We start from the raw sequence: 23,672 nt of genomic DNA, 5'->3' as shown, positions 1-23,672 counted from the left end.
CAATGAACCAGATGTCCAAGATCACCGTCACCGCCAACCGCCGCACCTATCCGTGGCCGAAGGTTCCGGCCATCGCCATCTGCCTCGACGGCTGCGAGCCGGCCTATCTCGACGAGGCCATCAAAGCCGGGCTGATGCCGACGCTCGAGCGCATTCGCAAGACCGGCACGGAGCGCACGGCGCTGAGCGTTATTCCGAGCTTCACCAACCCGAACAATCTTTCCATTGCCACCGGCCGGCCGCCGGCGATCCACGGCATCTGCGGCAACTATCTCTATGAGCCGCAGACCGGCAACGAAGTGATGATGAACGACCCGCGTTTCCTGCGCGCGCCCACCATCTTCAAGGCGTTTTACGATGCCGGTGCAAAGGTGGCCGTGGTAACGGCGAAGGACAAGTTGCGCGCGCTTCTCGGCCACGGCCTCAAGTTCGACGAGGGCAGGGCGATCTGCTTCTCCTCGGAAAAGTCTGACAAGACGACGAAGGCGGAAAATGGTCTCGACAATGCCTCGGCCTGGCTCGGCCGGCCGGTGCCGGAAGTCTATTCGGCTGATCTCTCCGAGTTCGTCTTTGCCGCCGGCGTCAAGCTCCTGAAGGAGTTCCGTCCTGACGTCATGTACCTGACGACGACCGACTATGTGCAGCACAAATATGCGCCGGGCGTGCCGCAGGCGAATTCCTTTTATGAGATGTTCGACAAGTACCTGACCGAACTGGATGCGCTCGGTGCCGCGATCATCGTCACCGCCGACCACGGCATGAAGCCGAAACACAAGGCGGACGGTTCACCCGACGTCGTCTATGTCCAGGACCTGCTCGATCAATGGCTCGGCAAGGACGCCGCGCGCGTGATCCTGCCGATCACCGACCCCTATGTCGTGCATCATGGCGCGCTCGGCTCCTTTGCCACGGCATACCTGCCGGAAGGCGCCGACAAGGAAGAAATCATCGAGCTCCTGAAGGCGATCGAGGGTATCGATGTCGTCCTTACACGCCCGGAGGCCTGCGTGCGCTTCGAGCTTCCCGACGACCGCATCGGCGACCTCGTGCTGATCTCGACCGAAAACAAGACGCTCGGCACCAGTGAGCACCGCCACGATCTCGCAGCTCTCAACGAGCCGTTGCGCTCGCATGGTGGGCTAACCGAACAGGAGGTGCCGTTCATCGCCAACCGCAAGCTTCCCGAACTTCAGACGGCGGGCACGCTGCGCAATTTCGACGCGTTCTTCTACGCGCTCGTCGCAGCGGCACAGGCTGCACACTAGGGAGGACGCGATGACCAAGGTGGAAACGACGTTCGCCATTCGCCACGAGCCGATGCGGATCGCCGGCAAGGCGGTTGATACCGAGGGGCGCATCGAGGTGCGCTATCCCTTCAACGATGCCGTCATCGGCACGGTACCTGCGGGCAACGCCGAGCATGCCCGCAAGGCCTTCGAGATCGCCGCGGCCTACCAGCCGAAGCTGACACGCTACGAGCGTCAGCGCATCCTGCTCAAGGCCGCGGACCTGCTCGTCGCCCGCAAGGAGGAGATTTCCGATCTGATCACGCTGGAGCTCGGCATCTCCAAGCAGGATTCGCTTTACGAAGTGGGTCGCGCCTTCGACGTGCTGACGCTCTCCGGGCAGATGTGCATCCACGACGATGGCGAGATCTTCTCCTGCGACCTCACCCCGCACGGCAAGGCGCGCAAGATCTTCACCACCCGTGAACCCTTGACCGCCATTTCGGCGATCACGCCCTTCAACCATCCGCTCAACATGGTGGCACACAAGGTGGCGCCGGCTGTCGCGACCAACAATTGCGTCGTCCTGAAGCCGACCGAACTGACGCCGATGACGGCGCTGATCTTTGCCGACATCCTCTATGAAGCCGGCCTGCCGCCCGAAATGCTCTCGGTCGTCACCGGCTGGCCCGCCGATATCGGCATGGAGATGATCAACAACCCGAACTTCGACCTCATCACTTTTACCGGCAGCGTTCCAGTCGGCAAGCTGATTGCCGCGCACGCCCACTACAAGCGGCAGGTGCTGGAGCTTGGCGGCAACGACCCGCTGATCATCCTCAACGATCTCTCCGACGACGACCTCGCCAGAGCGGCGGATCTCGCCGTGGCCGGTGCGACCAAGAATTCTGGCCAGCGCTGCACGGCGGTCAAACGCATTCTCTGCCAGGAGAGCGTCGCCGATCGCTTCGTGCCGCTGGTGCTGGAGCGGGCAAAGAAGCTGAAGTTCGGCGATCCGATGGACCGGGCGACCGAACTTGGAACTGTCGTGCATGCCCGCGCGGCGGAAGTGTTCGAACAGCGCGTGTTGAAGGCGGCGGAAGAGGGGGCGGAGATCCTCTACAACCCCGGCCGGAAGGGTGCCCTGTTGCCGCCGATCGTGGTCGACCGCGTCGCGCATTCGAGCGAGCTGGTGATGGAGGAAACCTTTGCGCCAATCATTCCGATCGTACGGGCACCCGATGACGACGATGCGCTGATCGCGCTTTCCAACTCGACGGCCTTCGGTCTTTCCTCCGGCGTCTGCACCAACGATTTCCGGCGCATGCAGAAGTACATCGCCGGGCTGAAGGTCGGCACCGTCAACATCTGGGAAGTGCCGGGCTACCGCATCGAAATGAGCCCCTTCGGCGGCATCAAGGATTCGGGCAACGGCTACAAGGAAGGCGTCATCGAGGCGATGAAGAGCTTTACCAACGTCAAGACATTCTCCTTGCCATGGTGATCTGAAGCGTTTCCCCCGCTGATTCACCCCTTTGGGAGCTGCCCTTGGCGGCTCCCTTTTTTATGGTCCGGTGCGTCTCACAGCATCGTCATCGGAGCGCAATCTTAGATCTGCCTCTTCAGTCAGCAGATCGTGCGAAGTTGTATTGAAAGCTGCCATCGCCTTGATCAATTGCGGCTTGTCATGCCCAGTTCTGCGGCAGAGCACCCATAGTTTTAATCTTCTGATCGATAAGAATAATAAATTTTACTTACAGGAAACCGCTGCGCAGAATGCTTCCCGAAGCCGATCACAAGAGGGTAACGACAAGATTGCCCGCCGCGCTTCCCCGGTTTTACCAGGACCTCAGAGGAGAACTTCAATCATGAACAGACGCATGCTCTTTGTGCTTGCCGGCGCCGTTTCCGCTGTGCTTCCTGCCATCGCTGCCGCTGAAACGCAGCTCACCGTTTACACCGCCGTCGAAGCCGTCGACCTCGACCGCTACAAGGCGACGTTCGAAAAGGCCCACCCGGATATCAAGATCAACTGGGTGCGCGATTCCACCGGCGTCATGACCGCCAAGCTGCTTGCCGAAAAGGACAATCCGCAGGCGGACGTCGTCTGGGGGCTCGCCGCCACCTCGCTGCTTCTGCTTAAAACCGAAGGCATGCTGGAGCCTTACCAGCCCAAGGGCGTCGAGGCGCTCGACCCGAAATTCGTCGACAAGGACACGCCGCCGAGCTGGGTCGGCATGGACGCCTATGTCGCAGCCCTTTGTTACAACACGGTCGAGGGTGAAAAGCTCGGCCTCACGCCGCCGACGAGTTGGAAAGACCTGACGAAGCCCGAATACAGGGGCCATGTGGTGATGCCGAACCCGGCATCCTCGGGTACCGGTTTCCTCGACGTCTCGGGCTGGATGCAGATGTGGGGTGAGGAGAAGGCCTGGGACTTCATGGACAAGCTCCACCAGAACATCTCCGCCTACACCCATTCCGGCTCCAAGCCGTGCAAGATGGCAGGCGCCGGCGAGGCGGTGATTGGCGTGTCCTTCGAATTCCCGGGCGCCAAGGCCAAGAGTGCGGGCGCGCCGATCGACATCATCTTCCCCGCGGAAGGCTCTGGCTGGGAGGCGGAGGCGACGGCGATCATCGCCGGCACGGCGAACCTCGAAGCGGCCAAGACGCTCGTCGACTGGTCGGTCACCAAGGAAGCCAACGAGATGTACAATGCCGGTTATGCCGTCGTTGCCTATCCGGGTGTCGCCAAGCAGGTCGAGCACCTGCCCGACGACATTGCTTCCAGGATGATCGTCAACGATTTCGAATGGGCCGCCAACAACCGCGCGGAAATCCTCAAGGAATGGCAGAAGCGTTACGACGCCAAGTCCGAGCCGAAGAGCTGAGCCTGATCGTCCGGGCGTAGCGCGATCGCGCTGCGCCCGATCGCATTCTCTTAAAGAAATCCCTCAAGCCAGCGGAGCTTGCAGATGAGGCATGCCCTGTCGATCGAACCGACGCCCACCAGCCGTCAGCACTTCGCCGATGACGCGGCCGCGGAGCCGGCTCCATACCTGCAGATCTCGGATCTCTGGAAGACCTATGGCGATTTCGTCGCGCTGCGCGACATTTCACTGTCGATCGGCAGGGGCGAGTTCGTCTGTTTCCTTGGGCCCTCCGGCTGCGGCAAGACGACGTTGCTTCGGGCAATCGCCGGTCTCGACCTGCAGACGCAAGGGACCATCCTGCAGGACGGCCGCAACATTTCGACGCTGCCGGCCTCCAGTCGCGACTACGGCATCGTCTTCCAGTCCTATGCGCTCTTCCCCAATCTCACGATCGAGCAGAACATCGCCTTCGGCCTGGAAAATACCGGCCGCTCGAAGGCGGGGGTCGCATCCCGTGTGGCCGAATTGCTGGAGACGGTCGGCCTGTCGGCCCATGGCAAGAAGTATCCGGCCCAGCTTTCCGGCGGCCAGCAGCAACGCATCGCGCTTGCCCGCGCCATCGCCATCTCACCGGGGCTGCTGCTGCTTGACGAGCCGCTGTCAGCGCTCGACGCCAAGGTCCGCGTGCATCTTCGCCACGAGATCAAGGCGCTGCAAAGAAAGCTCGGCGTCACCACCATCATGGTCACCCACGACCAGGAAGAGGCGCTCGCCATGGCCGACCGCATCGTCGTGATGAACCACGGCGTCATCGAGCAGGTCGGCTCGCCCACCGACATCTACCGCCACCCCGAAACGCTGTTCGTCGCCGACTTCATCGGCGAGACCAACCAGTTCCCGGCACGGGTTGCCGGCGATGGCGAGGTCGAGATCGGCCACTCGGCCTTCCGCTGCTCGACGGAGGATTTCTTGACGGGCCACGCGGCAACCGCCGTTGTCCGCCCGGTGGACATTATCCCGCACGGCGCCGATGCGCATGCCGCCAACGGGAGCGACCGGCCGACAACACCGCAGAACCTGATCGACGCCGAGGTGCGCGAGATGGAGTTCCTCGGCATGTTCTGGCGCACGCGCCTCACCGCACCACGCCTCGGCGAGCGGACGCTCGTCGCCGATTTCTCCGTCAATGCCGTCAGGCGCCTCAGCATCGAAACGGGTGGTGCCATTCAGGTGGAAATCCCGCGCGAGCGCCTGTTGCTTTATCCGAGGGGTGCGTGACGATGAACATGGTCCTCGAAGCGCCCCATCTTCCCCTGATCGGCAAGCGTTTGCGCCAGCAAGCCTCGCGGGACGACCGCATCAAGCTCGGCTTCATGGCGGTCATCGGGCTCTATCTGGTGGTCGCGCTCGGCGCGCCGCTCTTCGTCATGCTGTCGAAGTCGCTGTCGACCTACCGGTTCGAGCTTTCGGCTTTCGAATTCCAGGTGAGCGACGAAACGGGGGCGAACTGGGGGCCTGTCGTCCGTGCCGCCGATCTCAATCGAGAGCTCGGGGCAGTGACGGAGGCCGAGCTTTCCAGCAATTCCGACGGACGGCTGGCGGCCACAAAATTCTTCCTGGATTTCAAGTTCCGCAGTCCGGTCCACTACCGCATTCGCGGCACGACCGACGATGCGGCCTTCCTCGTCGGCTCCACGCTCGAAAAGGGGACGGAGTGGCGGGAATACGATTCCGGCACGTTCCGGCGCGTCGTGCTGCGCCCTGCGCGCGCGCTGGGTTTCACGAACTTCACCACCTATTTCTCGACGCCTGCGCTTGCGCAGTCGATCTACAATTCCGTGCTGATGGCGGTAATCAGCACGGTGTTCACGATCTCGATCGCCTTTGCGCTTGCCTATGGCCTGACGCGCAGCTGCATGCCGCTCAAGGGTCTGTTCCGCGGCATCCTGACGATCCCGATCCTCGTGCCGTCGCTGCTGCCGGGCATTGCGCTCGTCTATCTCTTCGGCAACCAGGGCATCTTCAGGGATTGGCTCCTCGGCTATTCGATCTACGGGCCGATCGGCATCGTCATCGGCTCGATCTTCTTCACCCTGCCGCACGCCTTTCTGATCATCCTGACGGCGCTCTCCATTGCCGATGCCCGGCACTATGAGGCTGCCGCGTCGCTCAAAGCCAGCAAGTGGCGCACCTTCACGACTGTAACGGTCCCCGGCGCGCGCTTCGGTATCGTCTCTGCTGCCTTCGTCGTCTTCACGCTTGTCATCACCGACTTCGGTTTGCCCAAGGTGATCGGCGGGCAGTACGGCATGCTGGCCGTCGACATCTACAAGCAGGTGATCGGGCAGCAGAATTTCGAGATGGGCGCTGTCGTCTCCGTCATCCTGCTGGTACCGGCAGTGCTTGCCTTTGTCGTCGACCGGCACATGCAGAAGCGGCAGGTGGCGCTGCTGTCGGCGCGTGCGGTACCCTATACGCCGAAACGCAATGCTCGCGCGGATGGGCTTTGCTTTGCCTTTGCCTGCCTCGTCAGCCTCTTCATCCTCGGCATGATCGCCATGTGCCAGATCGCAGCGGTGGTGAAGTTCTGGCCCTATGACCTGACACTGACGTCCAAGAACTTCGCTTTCGACCTGATGGACGGCGGAGGCTGGGCTGCCTACAGCAATTCGATCCGGCTCGCGCTTTTGACGGCACTGTTCGGCTCGGTCGTCGTCTTCGCCGGCGCCTATATGGTGGAAAAGGCCGACGGTTTTCGCCTCGGCCGCGGCGTCTTCCATTTCCTGGCGATGATGCCGATGGCCGTGCCCGGCATGGTGCTCGGGCTTGCCTATATCTTCTTCTTCAACAATCCGGCCAATCCACTGCACCCGATTTACGGCACGATGGCGATCCTGGTCGTGTCGACTGTGACGCACTTCTATACGGTCGCGCATCTGACGGCGCTGACGGCGCTGAAGCAGATGGATCCGGAGTTCGAATCCGTCGCTGCCTCGCTCAAGCAGCCGTTCCACCGGCTGTTCTTCCGGGTCACGGTGCCGGTCTGCCTGCCGGCGATCCTCAACATCGCGATCTATCTCTTCGTCAACGCGATGACGACGGTCTCGGCGGTGGTATTCCTCTATTCGACGGATACCAAGCTTGCCTCGGTCGCGGTGCTCAACATGGACGATGCCGGCGACATAGCGCCGGCCGCGGCCATGGGCATGATGATCTTCTACACCAATGTCGCGGCCAAGCTTGTCCACGCGCTGATCGCGCGCGGACCGCTCGCCCGCACCCAGGCCTGGCGCTAATCCGTTTGCCGGCCAACAACTCGATGCGCCTGCCTTCCTGCGCGAAGGCAGGCGCTTTGCTTTGTTCGATTACGCTACGTGCCGTTCTTCAATCTCTGCCCTGCAGTCTCGTCCCGCGCGCAGCCGTTCCATTTCCGCAAGACGCGTGCGTTGCGGCGTCAGGCCGTAGCGTTCGCGATAGGTGCGGGAAAAATGTGAGGCGGTGGAAAAGCCGCAGGCGACCGCGATCTCGATGACCGGGAGCGACGAGGTGAGTAGCAGCAGATGGGCGCGTTCCAGCCTGAGATCGAGATAGTACCGCGCCGGCGTGCGGCCCATTTCCTTGCGAAACAGGCGTTCCATCTGACGCCTTGAAAGGCCGGTCGCGGGCGACATGTCGCCAAGCTTCATCGGTTCGAGGATGTTGGCCTCCATTTGCTCGACGATCCGGATCAGCGACGGGTTGTCGATGCCAAGGCGCGCCTGCAGCGGCAGCCGCTGGCGCTCGCCCGTCTCGCGCAGCCGTTCGCAGAGCGCCGCCTCGCAGATCCGGTTGGTCACCTCCTGGCCGAGGTCTGTTTCGATGATGCGCAAGACCATGTCGAAGGGCGCATTGCCGCCGGCGCAGGTGTAGATGCCGCCATCGATCTCGAACGCGGTCTGCCGCGCCTCGGACATGAAGAAGCGCTCGGAGAAATCCGGGAAATGTTCCCAGTGCACCGCACATCGGCGTCCGTCGAGCAGGCCTGCGCGAGCCAGACAGTAGACGCCGCCGGCAAGCCCTGCGAGGTGCACCTGACTGCGGGCGCATAACCGAATCCAGGCCTCCAGAGCCCGGTCGGCGGGTGGTTTCGTGCGGCTGCCGCAGATGACGACGAAGCCCGGCCGTTCACCGCGGCGGAACCGGCCGCGCTCATCCGAAAGAGGTCCGGCCGCAGCAAGGCGTGTGCCGCAGGATGAGGCGGCGGGTGAGCCATCTGCCGTTACAACGTGCCAGTGATAGACCGGGCGCCCGGCCACGTCATTGGCCAGGCGCAGCCCTTCGATCGCTGCGGAAAAGCCATGCAGGGCAAAACCATCGAGCAGATAGAAGGTGAAGTGGCGGACCGGTGCGGTTGCCTGCTGCATTGTTTCTTCCTGATCACGAGAGGTCGTGGGTGTTGCGAGTTGGAAAGAATAGTTACATTATGCAACATAACGAGCCCTTGCCAAGGCGGTTTCAGCAGCCAGAGAGGAAAATTCCCGGTGTTTTCGCATCAGAAGCTGGTTCCTTCCGGCTTGTAGGGGCGCGTGCCTGTGGCGCGGCTTGCCAAATGGACAAAAATGAACACAGTGGTTCCATGTCCGACACTCAAAGCACCCGAGCCCTCGCTCCGCGCCGTCACGGCGAAATCCTCAGGCGTCTCGCGGCCGACGGCACCGTGGGTATCACCGAGCTTGCGGAATTCTTCGACGTCTCGCGCCAGACGATAAGGCGGGATCTGAAGCTGCTTGCCGATCGCGGCCAGCTCGATCTCGTGCACGGCGGCGCAACCCTGTTCGAGCCGACCGAGGCGGCCTTTGTCGAGCGGCGCGAGGAAAACGCCGGGCCGAAAGCGGCGATCGGCCGTGCGGCGGCGGAACTGGTGCGCGACGGCATGGTGATCTTCCTGGATTCCGGTACCACGACCTTGGCGGTCGCCCATGCGTTATCAGGGCGGAAAAACCTAACGATTTGTACGACTTCTCTGTCGATTGCGCTCTTGATGTGCCGTCAGGCTCTGGTGCGCGTGCATATGCTCGGCGGTGAGATTGATCCGGACGAGGAGGCGGCCGTCGGCATCGACGCGCTCGAGGCCATCAATCATTTCCGTGTCGATGTCGCCTTTCTCGGTGGCGGCGGGCTGTCGCCGGACGGCGAGGTGACCGACTTTACCCGCAGCGGCGCCGAACAGCGCTCGCGCATGGTGGTAACGGCGGCCAAAGCCTATTTCTTGCTCGACAGCTCCAAGTTCGGGCGGCTGACGCCGCTGCGCATTCCGCGCTTCGAGGCAGCGGCCGGGGTGATCGTCGATCGGAATCCCCCCGAGGCGATCCGCGAGGCGTTGGAGCGCAAAGGTCCGGCTTTGATCGTCGCCGATTCATAAATGTAATATTTTGTAACTTTTTGTCTTGTTCTTTGTCGGCGTTTTGTTACCGTGTGGCCTTCCATGGTTTCGGGAGGTCGTTTCATGGCGCAGGAATTTCCAACGCAGGCACAGGTCGTCATCGTCGGTGGCGGTATCATCGGGTGTTCGGTCGCCTATTATCTGACCAGGCTCGGATGGACCGACGTCGTCCTTCTGGAGCAAGGGCAGCTCAGCGGCGGCACCACCTGGCACGCGGCCGGGCTCGTCGGCCAGTTGCGCAGCCATGCCAACATGACCAGCCTGATCAAGTACTCGACCAAGCTCTATAGCGAGCTGGAGTCCGAGACAGGCCTTGCGACCGGCTGGAAGAATTGCGGCTCGCTCTCGGTTGCGCGCACCGAGGACCGCATGACCGTGTTGAAGCGGACGGCGGCGTCCGCCCGCGCACAAGGGGTCGACATCGAGGTGATCTCGCCGAGGGAAGCGCAGGACCTCTGGCCGGTCATGGCCATCGACGATCTCGTCGGCGCCGTCTGGCTACCGGGTGACGGCAAGGCCAATCCGACCGACCTGACGCAATCGCTTGCCAAAGGTGCGCGCAACCGCGGCGCCCGGGTCATCGAGCGCGTCCGGGTCACCGGGATTGCGACGAAAGACGGCGTCGTCACCGGGGTGGAAACCGACCGCGGGGCGATCGCCGCCGAGATCGTCGTCAACTGTGCGGGACAATGGGCGCGCAAGGTCGGCCAGATGTGCGGCGTCACGGTGCCGCTGCACTCGGCCGAACACATGTATATCGTCACCGGCCGGATCGAGGGCGTGCATCCGGACCTGCCGGTCATGCGCGATCCCGACGGCTACATCTACTTCAAGGAAGAGGTCGGCGGCCTCGTCATGGGCGGCTTCGAACCGGAGGCCAAGCCCTGGGGCATGGCCGGCATTCCCGATGATTTCGAGTTTGCGCTGTTGCCCGACGATTGGGACCAGTTCGAAATCCTGATGCACAATGCGCTGAAGCGCGTGCCGCAGCTCGCGACCTCGGAAGTCAAGAAGTTCTACAACGGCCCGGAGAGTTTCACCCCCGACAACAACTTCATCCTCGGCGAGGCGCCGGAGCTGAAGAATTTCTTCGTCGGCGCCGGCTTCAATTCCATGGGGATTGCGAGCGCCGGCGGGGCAGGGCGGGCGCTTGCCGAGTGGATCGTCAACCGTGCACCGACCATGGATCTCTGGCCGGTCGATATCCGCCGCTTCGCCGGCTTCAACAACAACCCGCGCTGGCTGCACGACCGCGTCAAGGAGACACTGGGTCTGCACTATGCGATGCCGTGGCCGAACCGGGAACTGGACACGGCGCGGCCCTTCCGGCGCTCGCCGCTCTACGATCGGCTTGCCGCCAGGGGCGCGTGCTTCGGCTCCAAGATGGGTTGGGAGCGTGCCAACTGGTTTGCCACACAAGGCGAGAAGCCGGTGACCGAATATTCCTTCGACCGGCAGAACTGGCACGAAGCGGTCAAGCGCGAGATGAAGGCGACGCGCGAGGCTGCCGGCATCTTCGACCAGACCTCGTTTGCCAAACTGCTCGTCCAGGGGAGGGATGCCGCAGCAGAGCTCAATCGCATCTGCGCCGCCGACATCGACGTCGAGATCGGCCGTTCCGTCTACACCGGCGTCCTGAACAAGCGTGGCGGCTACGAAAGCGACCTGACGGTCATGCGCCTTGCGACCGACCGCTTCCTGTTGATTACCGGTTCGGCGCAGGCCGTGCATGACGCGGACTGGATCCGCAAGACCATTGCCGCCGACGCCCATGTGACGCTCACCGACGTCACGTCGGCTTATTCGGTCCTGGCGCTGATGGGGCCGCAGTCGCGTGACATCCTCTCGCGTCTGACTTCGGCGGATCTCTCGAATGAAGGCTTCCCCTTCGCGACGATCCGGGAAATCGATATCGGTTATGCCACGGCCTATGCCAACCGCATGACCTATGTCGGCGAGCTCGGCTGGGAGCTGATTGTGCCGACCGAATTCGCTGTTGGCGTCTACGAGGCGCTGCACGAGGCCGGCCGTGATTTCGGGCTGACGGACTGCGGCTACTATGCGCTCGAAGCGCTGCGGCTGGAGAAGGGCTACCGTGCCTGGAGCCGCGAGTTGACGCCTGATATCACCCCCTACGAGGCCGGCCTTGCCTTTGCGGTCGCTCTCGAAAAGCCCGGCGGCTTTGTCGGCCGCGACGCGCTCGTCTCCGCAAAGGCCAGCGGCACGCCGTCGCGCCGCATCGTGCAGCTCACCCTTGATGACCCCCTGCCGATGCTCTGGGGCGGTGAACTGATCCTGCGCGATGGCGAGCCAGTCGGTGAAGTGCGCTCCGCAGCCTACGGCCACACGCTTGGTCGCTCGGTGGCGCTCGGTCTCGTGGAGAACCGGCCAGGGGTGGACAAGGCCTTCCTGGAGACCGGCCGCTTCGAGGTCGATCTGGCCGGCGTTCGCCATGTCGCGACGGTGCGATTGTCTTCGGCCTATGACCCGCGCGCCCTGCGCGTCAAGGCGTAGCCCAGCTTTCTTCGGATGCGCGGGTGCGAAGTGGGATGCGGCTGTCCGGCGAACTGGCCGGCCGCTCCGGCGCCCCTGGTTGCCACTAAAGGAGGGGTGTTGCGCGGCGCGAGACGATCCCTCGCGCCGAGCTGGAAGCGCCATCGAAAACGTTGATCGGTTCCCGACGCGCGCTATGGTGACTCGATGGCGCGGGCCAACCGCGCGAAAGGCCTGGCGCCAGGATCTGCATGGAGTACGGCAACAATGGACGAAAATCTGCTCAAGTGGGCTACCCATGGGAACGGCCTGTGGGCGTGGTGCTGCTTGACAACAACATTGGCGCTGAGTTATTGGGTAATCGATCACCCAAGGAGATCGGTGAACATTATGGCAGTCTCGCTTTCTGACATTGCGGAGCGCGCGGGCGTCTCGGTGAAGACGGTATCCGGAGCGTTGCATGGCGGCTCCGCCCGCATGTCGGACGATACGCGCCAGAAGGTCAAGGCGATCGCCGAGGAACTTGGTTATGTGACCAATCTTGCCGCCCGCGGCGTACGCCAAGGATGGCTGCCACTGGTCGGCGTCGTTTCCGATGGCCTAATTACCTCGCCCTTTGCCACCGAAATCGTGCGCGGACTTGACGGCGCTGCACGCAGCGCCGGCATGGCCGTCTTCGCCGTCAACCACAGCAGCGGACAGTCGATCGGCTCGGTGATCGATGAGGTGCAGCAGTTTCGGCCGCGCGCCGTCGCCTATGCTGCCATGTACCACAAGGACGTTGATCTGCCGGCAACGCTGGCCGGTTCGGTCGGCGTAATGATCAACTGTCGCGAGGCCTCTGGCCGTGTCACGTCACTGGTCCCGGACGAAGAGGGTGGCGCGCGCGAGATCGTGCGCTACCTGCTTGCCGCCGGAAAGCGTCGCATCGCCTTCATCAATTTGCCGGGCATTCTGGCGGGTTCCCTGCGCGAAAAGGGATTTCGCGCGGCGCTGGAGGAGGCGGGCCTCGAGCCGAGCGGCGTGTTTCCGGCCGTGCGCCGCAGCGTTTACAGTGACCGCGCGCCAAGCCTTGTCGCGTCGCACGTGGAGGCACTGCTCAGCACCGGGCGGCGTCCCGACGCCATCCTGTGCGGCAACGACCGTGTGGCGATGGAAGTCTATGCGGCCCTTGCTCGCGCTGGCCTTCGCATCCCGGACGACATTGCGGTGGCAAGTTTCGACAATCAGGTCGAGCTTGCCTCTCGGCTGGATCCGCCGTTGACGACGATGGCCCTGCCGCACCGTGCCATGGGCCGCCTTGCCATGGAGATCCTGCTCGCCGGGCAACCCGAGCCGCCGCATTTGCGGCAGTTGCCCTTCCATCTGGTCGAACGGGCATCCGTCTAAATTCAGCGTTACGATCGCATTCAACAGGAGGAGAACAACAATGACGACGCAATTGGGTAATCGTTTACTTTGTGCACTTTTCGCTTCCTCGGCGCTCTTGTGCACAGCTGGTTTTGTCGAAGCAAAGTCCGTCATCCATGTCATGCACCAGGGCGATCCGGGCTGGGTGAAGGCCTATGGCGATGTCGCCAAGCGCTTCGAGGAAGCCAATCCGGACATCGACGTCGAAATGATCTACGCGCCGCACGACGCCTACAATGAGAAGTTCAGCGCGGCCGTCATGGCCAAGCAATTGCCGGACGTCATGGAACTCGATGCGCCGTTTCTGGCCAACTACGTCTGGTCGGGCTACCTGCAGCCGATCAAGCCGCTCGTCGATGCGGATGTCCTCGACGACATGACCGGCTCCAACATCGCCCAGGGAACCTATCCGATTGACAAGGATCTCTATGCGATCGGCCTGACCGACTCCTCGGTCGTGCTCTACGGCAACAAGAAGTACCTCGAGGCCATCGGCGCACGCATTCCGAAATCCGTCGACGATGCCTGGACGCGCGAGGAATTCGAGGGCTATCTCGAAAAGCTCTCCAAGCTCGAGGGCGTGAAGTGGCCGATCGACACGTTCCGCGGCTACGGCATCAAGACCGAGTGGATCACCTATGCTTACGGCCCGCTGCTTGAAAGCGCCGGTTGCGACCTGATCGATCGCAAGGCCTGGAAGGCGAGCGGCACGCTTGACAGCGAAGCCTGCGTCAAGGCGCTGACGATGATGCAGACCTGGGTGAAGAACGGCTGGGTCGTTCCGACCTCGTCCGGCACCAACCAGTTCTATGCCGAAGGACAACCGGCAGCGCTCGCCATGGGAGGCCACTGGTTCTACGCCGAAGCTGCCGCTGCCATGAAGGACAATATCGTCGTCATGCCGCTGCCGAAGATCGGCGACAAGGGCGTCAGCCCGAACGGCACGTGGATCTGGGGCATCTCCGCGAGCTCTGAAAACCCTGAAGCCGCCGGCAAGTTCCTGAGTTTCCTTCTGAAGGACAAGGACTACCGCGACTATGCCAAGACCCAGTCGGCCTATCCGGGTCTGAAGAGCTTTGCCGCAGAATCCCCGCTCTATGCCGAAGGCGGGCCACTTGCCGTCGCCTTCGAGCAGGCTTCGAAGACCGCCGTCGCCCGTCCGCCGCACCCGGCCTATCCGACGATCACCTCCGCCTTCATGCAGGCGGTCGACAAGATCTTCAACGGCGGTGATGCGCAGGAGGCGCTGACGGCTGCGGCGAAGAAGATCGACCAGGACATCGAGGACAACGCCGGTTATCCGCCCTTCGACGAGCAGCAATAAGGGATAAGCGCAGGGCCGTCCCGCCGGCCGGCCCTGCGCCATATCAGGGGGATGAGCAATGAGGAGGAGACCATGACCTTGCAACAGACGTCCGCGGTCGCGCTGCCGCGCCCCGCCAGGCGGCGCGACCGGCAGCGGTTCTGGCAGGAGGTTGCGATGATCGCACCGGCCGTGCTGCTGCTCGCCATCTTCCTGATCACGCCGTTTCTTCTGTCCTTCTGGACGGCGATGACCAACCAGCCGCTCGTGCCGCGCCCAACGCCGGTGCGTTTCGTCGGCCTGCTGAATTTCCAGCGGGTGTTCACCGATCCGCTGTTCTGGACGTCGCTCTGGAATGTCACCCGCTTCACCGCCTGGGTGCTGCCGGTTCAGTGCGGCCTTGCCTTCCTGACGGCACTGCTGCTGCACCAGAAGCTGCCGATGCAGAACCTTCTGCGCGGCATGTTCTTCCTGCCGGCGATCACATCGATGGTCGTGGTCTGCGTGATCTGGGGCACGCTGTTTCAGTATCCGAGCGGTCCGCTCAACCAGATCGTCGGTTTCCTGTCCGGTGGCATGATCCAGCCGATCGACTGGCTCGGCGACCCCAATTGGGCGATGTTCTCGATCGTGCTGCTGTCGGCCTGGCAGGCCTATGGCTTCCAGATGATCATCTACCTTGCCGGCCTGCAGGGCATTCCGGAAGAGCTTTACGATGCGGCCCGCATCGATGGCGCGAGTGCGCTGCGTCGATTCTGGCACGTCACCATGCCGGGCTTGCGTCCGACCCACGTTTTCGTGCTGGTCATCACCACGATCCAGGCCTTCAAGCTCTATACGCAGGTTGCGATCCTCACCCAGGGCGGACCGAAGGAAAGCACGGAGACCGTGGTGCACTACATGGTTCGCGCTGGCTTCGAGGAACAGAAGCTCGGCTACGCGTCGGCCGTCTCCGTCATTCTCTTCGTCATCGTCCTTCTGATCGCGCTGCTCCAGCGCAAACTCCTGAGGCGCTTCGATGTCTGATCTCGTGCTCAGCCAGCCGGCCCCGCTGGCCATCCCCCGGTGCAACAGCAAGACGGGCCTGCGTATCGTCCAGACCGTCTGCATCTTCATCATCGCCCTTGTGATGATCTCGCCGCTCTTCATGCTGCTGATCGCCAGCCTCAAGGATGATCGCTTCCGCATCCTTGCCGATATGGGCAGTTTCCGCGCCTTCTGGGTCAGTGATCCGACACTCTCGAACTACCGGGAGATCGCCAACTTTTCCGGCGAGCTCGCCTATGGCCGATACCTGTTCAATTCGCTGGTGATCCTCGTCGTCACGGTCGTGTCCGGGCTGATCATCAACTCCATGGCTGGCTTCGTGCTCGCCTGGGGGTCGCTGCGCGGCAAGGCAATCCTGCTTGCCGTCGTCGTCGCGCTCTACGTCATCCCGCAGGAGAGCATTATCATGCCGCTCGTCGTGATGATGTCGCGCGCCGGACTGACCGATACGTTTGCCGTGCAGATCCTGCCCTGGGTGGCAAGCCCGCTCTATGTCTTCCTCTTCTACCAGTTCTTCGCGCAACTGCCGAAGGAGCTCTACGAAGCCGCGGAGATGGACGGGGCGTCGGCGTTTCGCATCTACCGGTCGATTTACATGCCTCTCAGCCTGCCGGCGCTCGCGACTGTTTCGATCCTCATGGGTATCGAAAGCTGGAACCAGTATCTCTGGCCGACGCTCGTCACCCAGACCGACTATGCGCGGCCGATCTCGGTCGCCATCGCCACCTTCTTCGGACAGGACAGCATCTACTGGGACCGTGCAATGGCCGCATCCGTCCTGATGATGATCCCCGTCCTCATTCTCTACCTCGCATTCCAGCGCTGGTTCGTAAGCTCGTTCGTCGGCTCCGCCGTGAAAGGTTGACTATGACTTCCCAAACAAAACCCGCGAGCCCCGCGCTTGAAATCATCGAGGCCGAGCTTCCCGCCGGCACGGTGCTGCATCTCTGGCTGAAGGCGCGCGAGACTGGCGACGAGGCGAAACTGTCCGTCACGGTGGGCCGCAGCGAGATTGCCGATCCGTCCACGCGCCGCGCCGGGGAGTTCGAATTCGTCGCAGTGACGCTTGGGATGGGTGGCCGCACGGTGCTTGCCTATGATGCGGAAACAACCGCGCTCTCCGTCGCCTATGCGTTCCACCCGCAGACGGTGCTGGAGGAGGGGATCCGCGTCCTCCATCACGACGTCCGCACGGCGCCGCCTGAGGTTCCCGGCAGCTACCACTTCCGGCCTCCCTTCGGTTGGATGAACGACCCGAACGGCTTCGGCCGGTTTGCCGGCCGCGGCCATCTCTTCTACCAGCACTATCCGCACGGCCTGCGTTGGAACACCATGCACTGGGGCCATGCCGTCTCGAGGGATTTCATCCGCTGGACGCATCTGCCTATGTTCCTCTTTCCGGCAGATCACCTGTCGGAAAAGGACGATGGCCGCGGCGGCGCCTTCTCCGGCTCGGCCATCCCAGTTTCCGGTCCAGATGGAGACGAGATCCGGGTCTTCTACACAGAACACGTTCGCGACCGGGAGCCGGAAGAACAGATCCAGCTCTCCGCCGTCAGCCGTGACGGCATCGTCGCCGGCCCGTGCGAGGTGGTTCTACCACTCCGTCCGGAGGGCCTGAACCTCACCACCGACTTTCGCGATCCCTATCTCTTCAAGGGGCCGGACGGTCGCTGGAAGATGCTGCTCGGCAGCCGCGACAGGTCGGGCGGTGTCGTCCTGCTCTACGAGACGGCGGACCCTGGCGGTGCCACAGGCTGGACTTTCCTCGGCATCATCCATCGCGAGGACCGTTTCGGCATGACCGCGGCGGAATGCCCTTGCATGGTGCCGGTCGGCGGCAAGGCGGACGATCCGGAGACCCGCTGGGCACTGATCTTCGGCCTGCTCACGAGCCGCGACCCGGCCACCGGCAGGCGTAACCTCACCTCTGTCACGATAGGCCGCTTCGATGGCCGAACGTTCAAGGCCGAGTTCGAACAGGAACTGGATTTCGGTTCCGACGCCTATGCCTTCCAGGGCTTCGTCGACGGAGACGAGCCGGTCGGCATCGCATGGCTTGCCAACTGGACGGATTTTTCCAAGAAGGACGACTTCCCGACGGCCATGACCCTGCCGCGTCGTGTACTTCTCGATGGTGATGCTGTGCTGACGCCGCCCGTTGCTGCAGCCGAAAACCTGCGCCAAAGGCTGCTCGATGAGACGGCACTTGTTGCCGGTGAGACGGTTTCGTTCGATAGCGGTGCAGTCGAAATCGTGCTCGCATTGCCTGAGCCCGGCGCCCCGTTCGAGCTCACCTTCGACCATCCGGACGTCAAGCTCGGCGTGAGGCTCGATCATGACGGGCTTGAGATCCTCTTTGATGCCGGTACCGGCAAGGCGTCACCGCGGTATCTGGCATCCGGGGCCAAACCGACCGAACTGCGCATCTTCCTCGATGCCGGTTCCATCGAGGTTTTTGCCGACAACGGCCGCTGGACGGGCACCAAGCGCATTCCCGGATTTTCCGCCGCTCGCTCGGCGACGCTGACGGGTGCCGCCGCCAGCGCGAAAATCTGGCAACTCAAGCTTTGAGGGAGGAAAGACAATGGCATCGGTAACGATCGATCGCGTTCTGAAGCAGTATGGCGCGGCCGCCGTCATCCACGGCGTTTCCGTGGATATCGAGGATGGCGAGTTCGTCACGCTCGTTGGCCCGTCCGGCTGCGGCAAGTCCACACTGCTGCGTATGCTGGCAGGGCTCGAAGACATCAGCGGCGGCGAAATCCGCATCGATGGGCGCGTCGTCAACGACGTCGCACCGAAGGAGCGGGACATCGCCATGGTGTTTCAGAGCTACGCGCTCTATCCCCATATGACGGTCGCCGAGAACATGGGTTTCGCCCTGAAACTCCAGGGCCGCGACAAGGCGACGATCGACAGGCTGGTGAAGGAGGCTGCAGGCATTCTTGCGCTTGAGCCGCTGCTCGACCGGCTGCCGAAGCAACTCTCCGGCGGCCAGCGCCAGCGCGTCGCCATGGGCCGCGCCATTGTCCGCCACCCAAAGGTGTTCCTGTTCGACGAGCCGCTTTCCAATCTCGATGCCAAGCTGCGCGTGACCATGCGCAGCGAGATCAAGGAACTGCACCAGCGGCTCGGCACGACCATCGTCTACGTCACACACGACCAGATCGAGGCGATGACGATGGCTGACAAGATCGTCGTCATGCGTGCCGGCCGCATCGAGCAGATCGGCAGGCCGCTTGACCTCTACGACCGCCCCGACAACACCTTCGTCGCCACCTTCATCGGTTCGCCGGCGATGAATCTCTTTGAGGGCGGCGTCGGTGACGGCGGCTTCCTCATCGAGGGCGGAGTTTCCCTACCGCTGCCGGGTTCGCTCAGCAAAGGCGGGGCCCGTACCTATGGCATCCGCCCGGAAGACCTCGAACTTGCCGAAACGGGCATCCCGGCAACGGTCCTGACCGTTGAGCCAACGGGTGCGGAAACGCATCTTTCGGTGCGTGTCGGTACCCAGACGGCGGGGATCGTGCTGCATCGGCGCGTGGACCTGCACCCCGACCAATTGGTTCACCTGGCGCCGAAGGCGGAGAAGATCCACCTCTTTTCCACTGATGGCGATCGGATCAACTGACCCTTCGGCATTTCCCGCTGCACCGCGTCCGTCATTCGGCGGGCGCGTTTCGGTTTTGATGCCTTTCGATCCGCACACGGTCGATCCACCTGATCGCTTCCGGTGCGGACACCGCGTCTCCGATACGTGGCCAATAGCGGCCGTGACCGGATGCGAAACTTCTAAATCCTATTCCGCGACGACGTAGGTATGCAGTCTAATGCGGCCTGATGCGTCCGTTTCACGGTAGAGGCCCTGGATCTCGACGTCAAAGCCGGGAAATGTGTTGAAACAGGCTTCGAACATCTGGAGATAATCGATCATCGGCTGCGCCCGCTCGGTCAGCCGTTCGCCCGGAACGATGGTGGCGATCCCTGGCGGATAGACGACAAAGGGCGTCGTTGCGATCCGCCCGGCGATGGCGTCGATCGGCAAGTAGTCCACGTCGTTGCGCACGAGGCAGCGCGCCGCGTCGTGCGGCGAAAGGGCGATATCCGGCAGGTGCGCCTCGGAAAACTGCTTGGCCTGCAGCGCGCTGACATTGGCGTCGCGGAAGAAGCGGTGCATGTCACCGCACAGGTCGCGCAACCTGACACCGGCGTAGCGGCCGGGGCGGCGGCGATAGAATTCCGGGATCGCCTCCTCCAGAGGGGCATTGTCATCGTGAAGCCGCTTGAAGGCGACAAGGCCGCTGATCAATGTGCCCGCCTTGCTTGCCTCGACGCCGGGCGTGAGCAGGAACAGCAGGGAATTCAGGTCGTTCTTTTCCGCAACGATCCGGTTCTCGCGAAGGTATTGGGCGACGACCGGCGCCGGAATGCCGTGCTCGGCATATTCCCCGGTCGCCCTGTCGAAGCCTGGGGTCAGCAGTGTGAGTTTGTTCGGATCGGTCATGGCGAAGCCCGCCGCCATATTGGGAAAGCCGTGCCATAGAGCACCGGGAGCAAGGTGCCAGAAGGCCGGATTGGTAGCGAGTTGATCGGTGGCGATGCTCTCCCATGGCACGTCGTGCGCCGCGCCAGGGCTCGCCACATCCGGAATCGCCACTCGGTCCGGCACAAAGGGCTCGAAGAACCAGCGGCGCTCCGGGCGACGCTCCTTCTCCTCGAATTCGCGGCGCACAGCCCGTATCTTCTTGCGCAGTTCGATGCCGAGGCGGATCGTATCGTCCCATAGAACTTCGCCAGAACGGCCCTTCATCATCTGTGCGCCGACGTCCAGCGAGGCAAAGAGAGGATAGAACGGCGAGGTCGAAGCGTGCTGCATGAAACTCTCATTGAAGCGCCGGTGCTCGACACGGCGCTTCTGGCCCGTGATGTGCCGATCCTTCATGTGGATCTGCGAAGCCTGCGAAAAGCTCGCAAGCTGCTTGTGGGTGGATTGCGTGGCGATGATGCCTGGCGCTTCGGGTCCGAGTTCCGCAAGGCCCATGGCGAAACGACCGGCATAGAGCGGATGAAACTTCATGAAGCCCGCCCAGGCCTCGTCGAACAGGATGTAGTCGCACAGATGCCCGATGGCCTTCAGGATCATCTCGGCATTGTGGATCGTGCCGTCATAGGTGCATTGTTCCACCACCGCCACCCGAAACGGGCGCGGCTTCCGCCAGGCGTCGGGGTCTTTGACCAGCGGGTGGGTGCGGATGCGCTCCCGCAGCGTCTCTTCGGTGAGGGCGCCAAAATCCATGGGACCGATCAGGCCATGGGCGTTTCGCGTCGTCGGCACATAGACCGGGATGCCGCCGGATATCATCAGGGCACCGTGATGTGCCGCCTTGTGGTTGTTGCGATCAAACAGCACCAGATCGCCGTCGGTGACGAGGGCGGAGAGAGCGACCTTGTTGGAGGTCGAGGTGCCGTTCAGGACGAAATAGGTCTTCTCCGCGCCGAAGATCTTGGCGGCTTCCTTCTGCGCGGCGAGCGCCGGGCCTTCGTGGGTCAGGAGATCGCCAAGGTCGAGCACAGAATTGTCGAGATCGTCGCGGAACACCGCTTCGCCCAGATGCTCCATGAACACGCGGCCGACCGGGCTGCGGCTATAGAACACGCCGCCATTGTGGCCGGGGCACGTCCAGAGTTGATTGCCTTCCTCGGCGTAATCCACCAGCGCGCCGAAGAATGGCGTCTTCATCGTCTCGGCATATTGCTTGAGGCGGCTGATGAGGTTCTTCGCGATGAAGGCGGGGGTCTCCTCGGACAGGAAGACATAACCGTCGATGAAATCGAGCACTTCGACAGGCACGTCCTCGAAGCGCTTGCGCCGGATCAGGAGAATGATCGGGAATTCGAGGCCGCGACGACGCATCAGATTGATGAGGGAGGCAGTCTTGCCCTCCATCCCCTTCTTGCCCCAGTCGACCATCATGCAGCCGATGGCCGCGTCCGTCTGGACAGCGATTTCGGCGTCTTCGAGATTGCGCGCACGCACCACCTCGAAACCGGATCGCTCGATCTCCTCGACAATTTGATTGTATCGGGCCCCCTCCAGATCTTCGCTGTCGAAGGCGGGTGTCGCGAACAAGAAGGTGAAGCGCCTGAAGTAATCCATCTGAGCCTCCGCCATTTACACGAAGCGAGTTGTTCGTGTGTTTCGTGACGATGTTGTGACGGTGGCCCTCGTTATGCGTGGTCTTTGCGCGGAACAGTTCGCGGCGGGGCCCGGCCCGGGTGATCGGAAACTGGAACCGTGATTGAAAATCAATCGCGGCGGAGGAGACGTGCGGCCACTAGCAACCTTGCAATCAGCAAGGCCGGCAAAGCTTCCACTTTGCCGGCCTCTATCGATGCATCGCTAAAAAGGCTTCTGGCAGTTCATGCCGGCTGGGCAATCATCCTTGATCGCCGTTTCCACATCGACAAAAGCAGCACCGTCACCAGCAGGCCAAGCGTGACCAGCGAAGCATTGCCACGCGGAAGGTTCAACCCGCCTTTTTCAATCGGCTTGGTCAGAAAATCACCAAAGGTCGCACCGAAGGGGCGCGTGAAGACGAAAGCGATCCAGAAGAGCAACACGTCGCTGATCTTCGTCAGGTAGTGCAGCGCGACGACGACGCCGATGATCGCCGCCGTGACGATCGCACCTTGAACATAGCTGAGGTCCATGTTGTCGGTGAGGAAATCGCCAAACGCCGTGCCGAGGCTGTTTGAGAAGACCACCGCAATCCAGAATAGGATTTCCGTATCCCGGCTGTCGCTTCATGCCGCCCTATGCTTGTGGGCCCCTGGGCTTCCACTGCCACAAGAATCTTTTTCGTGATGGAATGATGGCTTTCCTTCTGCAAACCTCGCCGCCCGGGGTGTTCGCCTGGGTTGACTGCAGCCGATTGGGGGCGCCACCGAGAGTCTTATAGCCTCGCTGTTTGCCACCCTCGTTTGCAGGCTGGACAGTGCAGCGCAGCGGGTTCCGTTTCTATGATCGAAGGGCGTCGAGAACGGCTTGTATCAATCTGGCTGACGGGACGTTGCGCGGCCTGAGCAACCCGATCTCGCGGGACGGTGCGTTGCGCAGCGGAAGCCGGGCAACGCGCAGCTTGTCGAAGAGGGACGAGCGCCAGTCGGGCATGAGCGATACGCCGAGTCCCGCTTCAACCATGACCGATATGGCTTCGAGCGAGTCGAGTTCCAGCCACTCACGAGGAAGAATCCGCTGAGATTGAAGATAGGCATCTGCCAACCGGCCACCCCAATTGCTTCTGTCGTATCGGATGAACGGTTGCTCGCGAAGCAATCGGTCGGGGGGAATGTGCGTAAGGTTGGGCGGCGCGAGAAGGACGAACGGCTCCGAGCGGATCAGTTCCCAATGCAAGGTCTTGGGTATGGGGAAGGGCGGTTTGACGAGGATTGCCGCGTCGATCTTTTCCTCAAGCACGCTGTTATAGAGCTCTGCCGACGTTCCCGGCAGCAGGAAGATGTCGACGCCCGGCGTCGTGTCGAAGACTTTTCGTAGCGCGTTCGGAAGCAGACCGGTCAGTGCCGTCGAGATCGCGCCAAGTCGCAGTTCTCCGAATGCCTGATCGTCGTGCGCCAGACTTTTAAGCTGCCTGACGTCAGCGAGAACACGTCGGCTCTTCTCCAGTATCGCGATCCCGGCCTCGGTCGGCTTCACTCGCCGACCGGATCGCGCGAGAAGGGGCAGCCCGATCTCGTCTTCCAACGCCTGGATGCGCTGCGCTATCGCGGCCGGCGTGACGCCGAGCCGGCGCGAGGCCTCAGCCAGGGAGCCGTGTTCCACGACCGTCAGAAAGGTTTCGAGAAAACGCGTTTCCATCGTTAGTTTTACTATCGTC

General features: G+C 62.5%; 16 protein-coding genes and 1 pseudogene. 13 read left to right on the top strand and 4 right to left on the bottom strand.

Translation table 11 applies throughout. From position 1 onward, the window contains the following. Nucleotides 1–2 precede the first annotated feature (2 nt). The 5 genes from phnA to PWG15_RS27555 all read left to right on the top strand — a co-directional run bounded on the left by phnA (nucleotide 3) and on the right by PWG15_RS27555 (nucleotide 7,395). Complete coding sequence (gene phnA / locus PWG15_RS27575; protein WP_275024695.1) at nucleotides 3–1,265, top strand: phosphonoacetate hydrolase; 1,263 nt, start codon at nucleotides 3–5, stop codon at nucleotides 1,263–1,265. Nucleotides 1,266–1,275: 10 nt separating this feature from the next. Further along, complete coding sequence (gene phnY / locus PWG15_RS27570) at nucleotides 1,276–2,730, top strand: phosphonoacetaldehyde dehydrogenase (RefSeq protein WP_275024694.1); 1,455 nt, start codon at nucleotides 1,276–1,278, stop codon at nucleotides 2,728–2,730. A 364-nt stretch (nucleotides 2,731–3,094) separates the two neighbouring features. Continuing rightward, nucleotides 3,095–4,117: a putative 2-aminoethylphosphonate ABC transporter substrate-binding protein gene (locus tag PWG15_RS27565; RefSeq protein ID WP_425536771.1), complete on the top strand. Its 1,023-nt coding sequence runs from the start codon at nucleotides 3,095–3,097 to the stop codon at nucleotides 4,115–4,117. An 84-nt stretch (nucleotides 4,118–4,201) separates the two neighbouring features. Then, nucleotides 4,202–5,377, top strand: coding sequence for a putative 2-aminoethylphosphonate ABC transporter ATP-binding protein (locus tag PWG15_RS27560; protein ID WP_275024693.1), 1,176 nt, complete (start codon nucleotides 4,202–4,204; stop codon nucleotides 5,375–5,377). 8 nt (nucleotides 5,378–5,385) lie between these two features. Next, complete coding sequence (locus PWG15_RS27555; protein WP_275027228.1) at nucleotides 5,386–7,395, top strand: putative 2-aminoethylphosphonate ABC transporter permease subunit; 2,010 nt, start codon at nucleotides 5,386–5,388, stop codon at nucleotides 7,393–7,395. Between the two features lie 69 nt (nucleotides 7,396–7,464). Here PWG15_RS27555 and PWG15_RS27550 read toward each other — a convergent pair whose 3' ends face one another. Then, nucleotides 7,465–8,502, bottom strand: a complete 1,038-nt coding sequence (locus PWG15_RS27550) for a GlxA family transcriptional regulator (protein WP_275024692.1) — start codon at nucleotides 8,500–8,502, stop codon at nucleotides 7,465–7,467. 212 nt (nucleotides 8,503–8,714) lie between these two features. Between PWG15_RS27550 and PWG15_RS27545 the strand changes: the two genes are divergently transcribed. The 8 genes from PWG15_RS27545 to PWG15_RS27510 all read left to right on the top strand — a co-directional run bounded on the left by PWG15_RS27545 (nucleotide 8,715) and on the right by PWG15_RS27510 (nucleotide 19,408). Continuing rightward, complete coding sequence (locus tag PWG15_RS27545) at nucleotides 8,715–9,500, top strand: DeoR/GlpR family DNA-binding transcription regulator (RefSeq protein ID WP_275024691.1); 786 nt, start codon at nucleotides 8,715–8,717, stop codon at nucleotides 9,498–9,500. A gap of 84 nt (nucleotides 9,501–9,584) precedes the next feature. Continuing rightward, nucleotides 9,585–12,035, top strand: coding sequence for a GcvT family protein (locus PWG15_RS27540; protein WP_275024690.1), 2,451 nt, complete (start codon nucleotides 9,585–9,587; stop codon nucleotides 12,033–12,035). Nucleotides 12,036–12,404: 369 nt separating this feature from the next. Beyond that, a complete protein-coding gene (locus tag PWG15_RS27535) occupies nucleotides 12,405–13,403 on the top strand; it encodes a LacI family DNA-binding transcriptional regulator (RefSeq protein ID WP_275027227.1) in 999 nt (332 codons plus the stop codon). Nucleotides 13,404–13,443: 40 nt separating this feature from the next. Next, nucleotides 13,444–14,748 carry an ABC transporter substrate-binding protein gene (locus tag PWG15_RS27530; protein WP_275024689.1) on the top strand — a complete coding sequence of 435 codons (1,305 nt, stop codon included), beginning with the start codon at nucleotides 13,444–13,446 and terminating at the stop codon, nucleotides 14,746–14,748. Nucleotides 14,749–14,820: 72 nt separating this feature from the next. Continuing rightward, nucleotides 14,821–15,753, top strand: coding sequence for a carbohydrate ABC transporter permease (locus PWG15_RS27525; protein ID WP_275024688.1), 933 nt, complete (start codon nucleotides 14,821–14,823; stop codon nucleotides 15,751–15,753). Beyond that, nucleotides 15,746–16,639, top strand: coding sequence for a carbohydrate ABC transporter permease (locus PWG15_RS27520; protein WP_275024687.1), 894 nt, complete (start codon nucleotides 15,746–15,748; stop codon nucleotides 16,637–16,639). The genes PWG15_RS27525 and PWG15_RS27520 overlap by 8 nt, the downstream gene beginning before the upstream one ends. Before the next feature lie 2 nt (nucleotides 16,640–16,641). Next, nucleotides 16,642–18,348, top strand: coding sequence for a GH32 C-terminal domain-containing protein (locus PWG15_RS27515; RefSeq protein WP_275024686.1), 1,707 nt, complete (start codon nucleotides 16,642–16,644; stop codon nucleotides 18,346–18,348). Nucleotides 18,349–18,361: 13 nt separating this feature from the next. After that, nucleotides 18,362–19,408: an ABC transporter ATP-binding protein gene (locus tag PWG15_RS27510; RefSeq protein ID WP_275024685.1), complete on the top strand. Its 1,047-nt coding sequence runs from the start codon at nucleotides 18,362–18,364 to the stop codon at nucleotides 19,406–19,408. 168 nt (nucleotides 19,409–19,576) lie between these two features. Here the strand turns inward: PWG15_RS27510 and PWG15_RS27505 are convergent, their stop codons facing one another. The 3 genes and pseudogenes from PWG15_RS27505 to PWG15_RS27495 form a co-directional block, all read right to left on the bottom strand. Then, entirely contained in the window at nucleotides 19,577–21,934 is a 2,358-nt protein-coding gene (locus PWG15_RS27505) for an Orn/Lys/Arg family decarboxylase (RefSeq protein WP_275024684.1), read from the bottom strand. Nucleotides 21,935–22,197: 263 nt separating this feature from the next. Next, nucleotides 22,198–22,551 (bottom strand): annotated as a pseudogene (locus PWG15_RS27500) (hypothetical protein); the annotation flags it as partial. 244 nt (nucleotides 22,552–22,795) lie between these two features. Further along, a complete protein-coding gene (locus PWG15_RS27495; protein ID WP_275024683.1) occupies nucleotides 22,796–23,653 on the bottom strand; it encodes a LysR family transcriptional regulator in 858 nt (285 codons plus the stop codon). Between the last annotated feature and the right edge of the window lie 19 nt (nucleotides 23,654–23,672).

It is taken from the genome of Ensifer adhaerens (assembly GCF_028993555.1).
Taxonomy (GTDB): Bacteria; Pseudomonadota; Alphaproteobacteria; order Rhizobiales; family Rhizobiaceae; genus Ensifer; species Ensifer adhaerens_I.
The sequence above is the reverse complement of the archived record's forward strand: the minus strand, read 5'-3'. Positions and strand labels throughout refer to the sequence as shown.

Coding starts and splice junctions, on each gene's coding strand:
- PWG15_RS27520 (WP_275024687.1), top strand. CDS start 15,746: ATGTCTGATCTCGTGCTCAGCCAGCCGGCCCCGCTGGCCATCCCCCGG.
- phnA (WP_275024695.1), top strand. CDS start 3: ATGAACCAGATGTCCAAGATCACCGTCACCGCCAACCGCCGCACCTAT.
- PWG15_RS27535 (WP_275027227.1), top strand. CDS start 12,405: ATGGCAGTCTCGCTTTCTGACATTGCGGAGCGCGCGGGCGTCTCGGTG.
- PWG15_RS27495 (WP_275024683.1), bottom strand. CDS start 23,653: ATGGAAACGCGTTTTCTCGAAACCTTTCTGACGGTCGTGGAACACGGC.
- PWG15_RS27545 (WP_275024691.1), top strand. CDS start 8,715: ATGTCCGACACTCAAAGCACCCGAGCCCTCGCTCCGCGCCGTCACGGC.
- phnY (WP_275024694.1), top strand. CDS start 1,276: ATGACCAAGGTGGAAACGACGTTCGCCATTCGCCACGAGCCGATGCGG.
- PWG15_RS27560 (WP_275024693.1), top strand. CDS start 4,202: ATGAGGCATGCCCTGTCGATCGAACCGACGCCCACCAGCCGTCAGCAC.
- PWG15_RS27515 (WP_275024686.1), top strand. CDS start 16,642: ATGACTTCCCAAACAAAACCCGCGAGCCCCGCGCTTGAAATCATCGAG.
- PWG15_RS27565 (WP_425536771.1), top strand. CDS start 3,095: ATGAACAGACGCATGCTCTTTGTGCTTGCCGGCGCCGTTTCCGCTGTG.
- PWG15_RS27555 (WP_275027228.1), top strand. CDS start 5,386: ATGGTCCTCGAAGCGCCCCATCTTCCCCTGATCGGCAAGCGTTTGCGC.
- PWG15_RS27540 (WP_275024690.1), top strand. CDS start 9,585: ATGGCGCAGGAATTTCCAACGCAGGCACAGGTCGTCATCGTCGGTGGC.
- PWG15_RS27530 (WP_275024689.1), top strand. CDS start 13,444: ATGACGACGCAATTGGGTAATCGTTTACTTTGTGCACTTTTCGCTTCC.
- PWG15_RS27505 (WP_275024684.1), bottom strand. CDS start 21,934: ATGGATTACTTCAGGCGCTTCACCTTCTTGTTCGCGACACCCGCCTTC.
- PWG15_RS27550 (WP_275024692.1), bottom strand. CDS start 8,502: ATGCAGCAGGCAACCGCACCGGTCCGCCACTTCACCTTCTATCTGCTC.
- PWG15_RS27510 (WP_275024685.1), top strand. CDS start 18,362: ATGGCATCGGTAACGATCGATCGCGTTCTGAAGCAGTATGGCGCGGCC.
- PWG15_RS27525 (WP_275024688.1), top strand. CDS start 14,821: ATGACCTTGCAACAGACGTCCGCGGTCGCGCTGCCGCGCCCCGCCAGG.